The sequence below is a fragment of the Deltaproteobacteria bacterium genome (assembly GCA_012522415.1).
Taxonomy (GTDB): Bacteria; Desulfobacterota; Syntrophia; order Syntrophales; family JAAYKM01; genus JAAYKM01.
On record JAAYKM010000052.1, the window covers coordinates 1 to 8,719 of the forward strand.

At 56.1% G+C, this 8,719-nt stretch carries 8 protein-coding genes; 2 read left to right on the plus strand and 6 right to left on the minus strand.

The window, feature by feature from the left end; all coding sequences use genetic code 11:
* From GX147_05165 to GX147_05190, 6 genes are all read right to left on the minus strand, one after another.
* Positions 1–1,158: DEAD/DEAH box helicase (locus tag GX147_05165; GenBank protein ID NLN60090.1), on the minus strand; the 1,158-nt coding region annotated here is incomplete at its 3' end.
* Between the two features lie 219 nt (positions 1,159–1,377).
* Positions 1,378–2,205, minus strand: a complete 828-nt coding sequence (locus GX147_05170; GenBank protein NLN60091.1) for a phosphoribosylformylglycinamidine synthase subunit PurQ — start codon at positions 2,203–2,205, stop codon at positions 1,378–1,380.
* A gap of 38 nt (positions 2,206–2,243) precedes the next feature.
* A complete protein-coding gene (locus GX147_05175) occupies positions 2,244–2,549 on the minus strand; it encodes a hypothetical protein (GenBank protein ID NLN60092.1) in 306 nt (101 codons plus the stop codon).
* Complete coding sequence (locus tag GX147_05180) at positions 2,525–5,500, minus strand: phosphoribosylformylglycinamidine synthase (GenBank protein NLN60093.1); 2,976 nt, start codon at positions 5,498–5,500, stop codon at positions 2,525–2,527. The genes GX147_05175 and GX147_05180 overlap by 25 nt, the downstream gene beginning before the upstream one ends.
* Before the next feature lie 12 nt (positions 5,501–5,512).
* On the minus strand, positions 5,513–6,862 hold the full coding sequence (locus tag GX147_05185; GenBank protein ID NLN60094.1) for a phosphoglucosamine mutase: 1,350 nt from the start codon (positions 6,860–6,862) through the stop codon (positions 5,513–5,515).
* A gap of 17 nt (positions 6,863–6,879) precedes the next feature.
* Positions 6,880–7,728, minus strand: a complete 849-nt coding sequence (locus GX147_05190; GenBank protein ID NLN60095.1) for a hypothetical protein — start codon at positions 7,726–7,728, stop codon at positions 6,880–6,882.
* A gap of 313 nt (positions 7,729–8,041) precedes the next feature.
* On the opposite strand from GX147_05190, the gene GX147_05195 reads away from it, so the two are divergent.
* Positions 8,042–8,533: a hypothetical protein gene (locus GX147_05195; protein NLN60096.1), complete on the plus strand. Its 492-nt coding sequence runs from the start codon at positions 8,042–8,044 to the stop codon at positions 8,531–8,533.
* A 37-nt stretch (positions 8,534–8,570) separates the two neighbouring features.
* Positions 8,571–8,719 (plus strand): transposase (locus GX147_05200; protein ID NLN60097.1); only part of this gene is annotated, 149 nt, incomplete at its 3' end.

Genomic DNA, 8,719 nt, shown 5'->3' on the forward strand with positions numbered 1-8,719 from the left:
CTGCCAGGTGCTGGCGATGGAACCCGGATAACCGACCATGATGCAGGCTTCGAGATCCCCGATGTCGATACCCAATTCCAGGGCGTTGGTCGTCACGACCCCCTTCAGGTCACCCCGGCGAAGCCCCTCTTCGATGCTCCGCCGAAGCCGGGGGAGATAGCCGCCGCGATAACCGGAGACGACCGGTTTTTTCACGGGTTCGTTTTTATCGAAACGGTCCTTCAGATACTTGGTGAGGACCTCGACATTCAGGCGGCTTGTAGCGAAGAGGATCGTCTGGATGCCGTTGGCGATCAGTTCCCCCGCCACCTGGCGGGCCGGGGTCATGGCGGACTGGCGGATGCCCAGTTCACGGTTGACGATGGGAGGGTTGTACAGGACGAAGACCCGTCTGGCCCGGGGGGCACCGCTTTCGGCGATGAGGGTCACGGGTTTCTCCAGGAGCCGCTCGGCGTGCTCCCCGGGATTGGCGATCGTCGCGGAGCAGCAGATGAAGATGGGATCGCAGCCGTAGAAACGGCAGATCCGGCGCAGCCGCCGGATGACGTTCGTCACGTGGGAACCGAAAATGCCCCGGTACACGTGCAGTTCGTCTAGAACGACGTACCGGAGATTGGTGAAGAGCTTCTGCCATTTCGTGTGGTGGGGTAGAATCCCCGTGTGGAGCATGTCCGGGTTGGTCACGATGACATGGCCCTGCTTGCGGATGGCCTGCCGGGCGTCGGCGGGGGTGTCCCCGTCGTAGGTGAAGGTCCGGACGTCCGCCTTCAGATCGCCGATCAGGCCGTGGATCTCCTCCATCTGGTCCTGGGCGAGGGCCTTCGTGGGAAACATGTAGAGGGCCCGGGTCTCGGGATGGTCGAGAATCGCGTTGAGCACCGGGATGTTGTAGCAGAGGGTTTTACGGCTGGCCGTAGGCGTCACGAGACAGACATCGTGGTTCCGCCGGATTTCGGAAAGGGCTTCGCCCTGGTGGCTGTAGAGTTCCCGGATGCCCCGCCTTTCCAGACAGCGACGAATTTCGGGATGGATCCAGTCGGGGAATGGGGCGAGGGTTCCGGCGGAGGCAGGAAAATCCTTCCAGGATCGGACATTTTCCATGAATTGCCGGTTATCTCCCAGCCGCCTCATCCATTCTTTCAGGGTCAGCTTTGCCATGGGCTGCTCTACATCAACGCCCTCTCTTCGAAAACTGTGTCATGATTTGGTCAATGTCATTTCGAGGGAACGCGAAAAATCTGATTACATGGAAATAACTGAACTTCAAGATTTTTCCCCGCGGTCAAGCGGTCAAAATGATAAAATAGTCAGTTGCGACACGCGCCGGATCGCGCGAGGGGATCAAGGAGAAGGAAACGCATTATGGCCTCGTCGTCATCAAAACGCCCCGCTCCGGATGAAATCGATGGCGTTGCGGAAAACGGCAACCCCCTGTCCTTCTTCGGAAAGTTCCTCCCGGGTCCAGCGTGGGTGATTGGTCCGATGGAGGAAGGCCTCCGGGTGGGGCATGAGTCCGAACAGGCGTCCCGTCGGGTCGCAGAGACCCGCAATGGCGTCAACGGAGCCGTTCGGATTCTCCGGATACGTCATGACAGGTTCTTTAAACTGTACGTTGCTGTATTGGAGGGCGATCAGGTTTTCGCGATGGAGGCGCTCCCGGGTTTCCTCGCCGTCCACCACGAGTTTCCCCTCGCCGTCGCGGACGGGCAAGTAAAGGCCGGGCAGATTTTTTGTGAAGACGCAAGGGGATGCGGGGTTAACCTTAAGGTAGGTCCAGCGCTCCTCAAAGCGGCCCGAATCGTTGTGGGTGAGTGTCACGGACTGGACAAAAGGCTTGCCGTCGAAAGCGGGCAGAATCCCGAGCTTGACCATGAGCTGGAAGCCGTTGCAGACACCCAGGATGAGCTTGCCGTTCTTAATGAAGCGTTCAAACTGATCCCGGAGTTTTTCGGTGCTGTCTTTCACGGAAGCGTGGAGGATGCGGTTGGCCCCCGCCTTGCCCGAACCGAGGTCATCTCCATCGAGAAATCCGCCGGGAAGATTGAGGAAATCGTAATCATCCAACCGCTTCTCGCCGTAAAGCAGTTCACTGATGTGGACAATGTCCACGACCTCCGAACCGGCCAGCCTGCAGGCATGGGCCATTTCCATTTCACAGTTCGTTCCGTTTCCCGTGATCACGATGGATCGGACAACCTTGTTCATTTTTTCTCGTCCTGAAATATTTTTTTCGGTGTCATTTCCTATGTATCCGATGTCATATCGAACGCACCCATTGCCATTGCGAACGCATACAGCGTCACCGCGAATGCACACAGTGTCACCGCGAATGCGTACAGTGTCATTACGAACGTATCCGGTGTCATTGCGAACATATCCTCTGTCATTTCAAACATATCCTCTGTCATTTCGAACGCATGTGAGAAATCTTGACCAATGCGGCAGGCCGGCCCCGTATCTCTCGTCGCTTCCCTTTTCGAAATGGCGCGATATTCTATTTCATCAAGCCCTGGCTCATCCTGTTTTAGAAATCCAGGGTTGCCTGCCAAGCCTTCTTCAAATCCGTCACATCTTCGTTGATCAATAAACGTCCCGCCTGCTGAACAACGAAGGCCCCATCGGACGTCACCTCACCGATTCGGTCACAAACATTCCCGACCATCGCTGTTTCAAAAGCCGGCGCCTTTTCCGGGGCAACCGTCACAACGAAACGGCTCTGGGTCTCGGAAAAGAGAATTTCATCGACCCGCAAACCGGTTTCGGCCGGCACCCTGTCCAGATCGATCCTCAAACCGAGCCCTCCGGCAAAGGCCGTCTCTGCTAGGGCCACCCCCAGGCCGCCGTCGGAACAGTCATGACAGGAGGCCACCAATTCATCCCACATCGCCGCGGAGAGCGCCTCATAAAGCTGCCTGGCCCTGGTTGTGTCCACCTCGGGAACCCGGGTACCCACATAGCCGTGAAGGGCGTACCATTCAGATCCCCCCAGTTCCTTCCGGGTTTCTCCCAATACATACACAACATCGCCCGGACGTTTTGCGTCCATTGTGACCGCTTTCCGAACATCTTCTATTTTTCCAATGGTTGAGAAGAGGAGGGTCGGCGGAATGGAGATCTTCGTGTCCCCGATCTGGTAGTCGTTTTTCATGCTGTCCTTGCCGGAGATGCAGGGCACCCCGTAGGCCGTCGTCACATCGAAAAGCGCCTGGTTGGCCCGTACGAGTTGCGCGAGCTTGTAGGCTCCGTCAGGGGTCTTTTCGGAGGTCACGGGATCACACCAGCAGAAATTATCGAGTCCAGCCAGAACATCCAGGGTGCCTCCAACGGCGATACTGTTTCTCACCGCCTCGTCGATGGCGCAGGCTGTCATGTGATAGGTATCGATGTCCCCGTAGCGGGGGCAGATACCGTTGGCCACGACAATACCCTCGAAACTGTCAAGAAGCGGCCGCACGACCGAGGCATCGCCGGGGCCGTCGTTCCCCGCGCCGACCAGGGGTTTCACGACACTTCCCCCCTGAACCTCATGATCGTATTGACGAATCACCGACTCCTTGCTGCAGATGTTGAGGCGGCCAAGCATCTGTTTCAGCGCGTCGCCCAAGTTTTCGGGTTCGGCGAAGGACGGTTCCTCATAAACGGGGGGCGCCCACTTCGCCTTGAGTTCCATCCGGGGCAGGCCGTCGTGCAGAAACGCCATATCCAGATAGGCGACGGTTTCCTCACCGTAGCGGACGTGAAACCACCCCGTGTCGGTATAGCGGCCTATGACGGTGGCAACGCAGTCCATTTTCTCCGCCAGAGCCAGGAATTTGTCGATTTTGGCCGGATCGACGGCAAGCGTCATCCGCTCCTGGGACTCGGAAATGAGAATCTCCCAGGGATTGAGGCCCGCGTACTTCAGAGGCACCTGTTTCAAGTCCATTTCGCACCCCCCGGACAGACGCGCCGTTTCACCCACGGAAGAGGAAAGCCCGCCGGCGCCGTTATCGGTAATGCAACGATAAAGCCCCCGGTCACGCGCCACCAGCAGAAAATCCGTCATCTTCTTCTGGGTTATGGGATCACCGATCTGCACGGCTGTTACCGGCGAATCCTCGTGTAGTTCTTCCGAGGAAAAAGTCGCTCCGTGGATGCCGTCTTTTCCGACGCATCCCCCGGTCATGACAATCAGATCTCCCGGCAGAATTTCCCGTTTATGACTTTCACGCCCGCCGATCTTCGCGGGCATGAATCCACCCGTTCCACAATACACCAGAGGTTTTCCCAGGTAACGTTCGTCGAAAACGATGCAGCCGTTGACCGTGGGAATACCGCTTTTATTCCCACCATGCTCCACCCCTTCCCGGACTCCTTCGTAGATTCGCCGTGGATGGAGAATCCTTTCAGGGAGCTCTTTTTCATAGTGCGGGGGGGCAAAACAGAAAACATCCGTATTGAAGATGAGTTTCGCTCCCAGCCCCGTGCCGAAGGGATCCCGGTTCACGCCGACGATACCCGTCAGAGCGCCACCGTAAGGATCCAGCGCCGAAGGTGAATTGTGGGTTTCAACCTTGAAAACCATGTTGTAGTCGTCGTTGAAACGGATGATCCCCGCGTTGTCGACGAAAACGGACAGACACCAGTCCCTCTCTCCCATCTGTCTGCGGATTTCGCTCGTGGAGCGGCGGATGAACCAGTCGAACAGGGAATCGATCACCTGGCGGTTCCCCTTGTCATCTTCGTAGTCGATCAGGGCATTGAAGATTTTGTGCTTGCAATGCTCAGACCAGGTTTGTGCCAGACATTCGAGCTCAGCATCCGTGATCTCCCCGCCGAGACTCCATTTCCCGCGTGCCGCAAGGACGTCGCCCTTTTTCAGGTAGTCGCGGATGGCCTTCATTTCCTCCAGATTAAGCGCCAGAATCCCATCGGAACTGATGCTCATCAGGCTTTCATCGGAAACGTTCAGATCGATCCGGACGGTCCGGGGATGATCCACCCCCTCGACGCGAGGTACGTAGGCGGGAAGACCCCGATCGGGCTGCCACTCCTTGCCGTCCACAATGACGAAGCGCTCGATGAGTTCGTTGGCCAGCAGATCCGTGGCGACCTTTTCCACCTCCTCCCGCCGGAGGTTTCCCCTAATGGCGTATTGCCGGGACGTATGAACCGGGAAAAACGTCTTCGGGCTTCTTCCGAACAGAAGAGCCAAGGCCTCCCGGGCGGTCTTGCCGACGTTGTCGGTCACGCCGGGCCGGTACCCCACCTCGATCATCCAACTGAAACCGTCCAGAATACCCCGGTTTATGGCGTAGTTCTGGATGACCGGGTCGGACAAAGGGCCGGCAGCGGCGGTCAGCAATTCATCTGGAGACAGACTCCCGTCAATGGTATATACTGCGGCCGTTTTAACCTCCGCCACGTCAAGAAAGAGATGCTCCCGGATACGCCGCCGTGTTTTTTCGCCCAGAGCATCCCATACCCCGTTTTTGAAACCGATTTCTATTCTTTCCGCCATGTGCAATTCCTGTCAGCCGAGCTCGGCCCGGACGATGTCCTTAATATTTTTACAGTGTCTTTCCGTTTCCTCCCGTGTCGGTCCCTCCACCATAACACGGCAGAGATTCTGGGTTCCGGAATAACGGACCAACACCCGTCCCCTGTTTCCCAGGGCCTCTTCCGCTTCGGCAATCGCCTGGCTGACGGCCGGGACCGTCGCCAGATCAGGCCGGTTCTTCGTTTCAACGTTCATCAGTATCTGGGGATAGACGGTCATCGCCGACGCCAGATCCGAAAGGCATTTTTTCGATTTCTTCATCGCCGCCAGAACCTGGAGAGCCGAAAGAATCCCGTCGCCTGTCGTGTGATGCTGCAGAAAGATCAGGTGTCCCGAATCCTCACCGCCCAGGGACGCCCCCCTGGCGACCATTTCCTCAAATACGCAGCGATCGCCGACATCGGTAATCGCATAATCAATTCCCATCTCTTCCAACGCGAGGGTCATGCCGATATTGCTCATGACGGTCCGTACAACCAGGTTGTTCGTCAAGTTACCTTCCTTCTTCATGACGGCCGCACAGAGGGTCAGAATCTGGTCGCCTGTCAGAATGGTACCCTTTTCATCTACGGCAATCATCCGGTCTCCGTCCCCGTCGAAGGCGAATCCGCAGTCGGCGCCGGTTTTCACGACTTCCCCGGCCAGGCGTTCCGGATGCTGGGAACCGCACCTGTGGTTGATGTTTTTCCCGTCCGGCTCATGGAACAGTGTTTTCACGGACGCCCCCAGTTCACCGAACGTATCGGGCCCGACCTGGTATGTAGCCCCGTTCGCACAGTCGAGAACCAGTTTTGTTCCCTCCAGATTCATACCGGGAGGAAAGGCCCGTTTCAAAAAGGCAATGTAGCGTCCCCGGGCATCGTCCATTCGCAGGACCTTTCCGAGAGCGTTGACGGGCGGCAGATGGGCTTCATAGTCCCTGGCGCAAACCATTTCCTCGATGACCGCTTCCTTTTCGTCGGGCAGCTTCCGCCCATCCCCAGCGAAAATCTTGATCCCGTTATCATAATAGGGATTGTGGGATGCGGAAATCATGATACCCGCATCGGCCCGTGAATTGGCCGTCAAAAAGGCTATGCCGGGAGTTGGAATCACCCCGGCCAGAATGGCATGTGCCCCCATTGAGCAGATGCCCGCCACCAGAGCGCTTTCCACCATATCACCGGAAAGGCGGGTATCCTTGCCGACAACAATACGGCCTACGTGACCTTCACGACGGAACAGGCGAGCCGTCGCCCGGCCGATATCCATGGCTATTTCGGCCGTCATCGGGTGCTTGTTGACCTGTCCGCGCACCCCATCGGTACCAAAAAGTTTGCCCATGTTGCGTCCTGTCTTCTTCACTTCGCCCATTTCCGGTAAGAACCGAAGCGGGTTATGAGCGTACCCCCCAGTCCAAGTAGAAGGGCGAATACTTTCAGCATCCAGCCAATATAGGGAATCCAGCCTACAAACCAGAGAATCGTGATCCCCCAGATGGTTTCCCGCATGATAGTCTGCTCGGGTTTTTTCAAAATCACGAAAAGCCGGTTACCGATAAGTTGTGCCACAGCGACAACGCCGATCAGCCCCCCGGCAATGGCGACGCTGATTTCCAGCGGAACAAGAACCACCCCGATCACGGAAATGGTGAGAAGAAACGCGAGCGGCACGACCAGGATCAACCCCACCAGACCCCACAGGCCCGCTTTGTAAGGGTTCTTTTCAACAGCTTCGGAAATGACGCGGATCGGCCTGGGAATCAAGAGAACCAGCAGAATCGAAAGAATCAGGAGACCCAAGTAGAGGGTCACGGAAAAAACCGCGAATAGCCACGACCACCCTTTCCATTCGCTGTTCAAAACCGCGGCCAGTATTTCGGAAAAATTCGTGGCGTTAATTTCAGTCAAGGAACCGCTGACTTCGGAACCGCTGCCCCGGACAATCACCCCCCCGATCGAGGTGACATTGCCACCGACAATGGAACTTGAAGCCAGCAACACGGAACCACCCACGGCGAAGATATTCCCGTCGGCCACCCCATACAGGGTCACCTGACCACCGATCGCAATAATGTTGTTGACTCGGGTTCCCTCCTTGATCGTGACATCATCGCCAATTTTAATGATATTTTTGTCTTCCGCCTGAACAGCGGGCGGATAAAACAACATCAGGACCAGTAGCAGAAAAAACAGTCCTTTTTTTATCATCCATGAATCCTTGCACATGTTTATGTTGTCTGAATCCTTGCGGAAATCAGTTCATTCTCCACATCATACCGACGTCAGTCAGCCGGTATCCGGTTTTTTAAATGCTCTCCTTTGGAAAGGCGGCGTTCTGGACACACGATTCACGCCTTCGTTTCATGAGGAGGCGTAGTATAGGCAAGGTCCATGGGTGTGTCAATGAGAATTAAGGGATCGAATTGCCTCACATTAAAAGTAACCGGTGAGTGGTTTCAGGTAGTATCGTTGACTCATAATTCGATGTAACCAGACATCGACTTCCGAAAGGAGGAAAGAAATGAGTCCACGATCCAAATGTGAGTACATTGAGGCCGTACATCGACGATACAAAGAGGCCTCCCGCAGTGAACGAACAATTATGCTCAATGAGCTTTGCGCCACTTGCGGTTACAACCGCAAGTATGCCATCCGATTACTGAAAGGTTTCAAACGGCTTACAAAACCCCAACCCCGCAAAAGGGGAAGGGCTTCCTTCCACAATCGGGAAGAGATTCTAACCCCCCTCAAACGAACCTGGCTCGAAGCCAATCTCCCCTGTTCAAAGCGCCTTAAAGCCATCCTGCCCCTTTGGCTGCCGGGGTACAACCCATGCTTCGGCAAACTCACAACTGAGGTGAACCAGGCATGGCTTACAATCTTCCCCGCCACCATCGACAGGCTCTTGAAACCCGTCCGTATTCAGTATCAAAACGGGGACGCACCACCACCAAACCAGGAACTTTGCTCAAAAAACAGCATAACTCTCCCCAGAAACTGGACAGGGCAATAATAAGGTGCATGTTAGCCTGCCGATATCAGAAGGAGGTATGGCATGGCAGGCAAACATGCGCAGGAGTCACGACGCCGCCTTCAAGGTGCGAGTGGCCTTGGAAGCACTCCGAGGAGAGAAGACCATAGCCCAGATCGCTTCGGAATACGGTGTCCACCCCAACCAGATCCGCCAATGGCGGCAGAA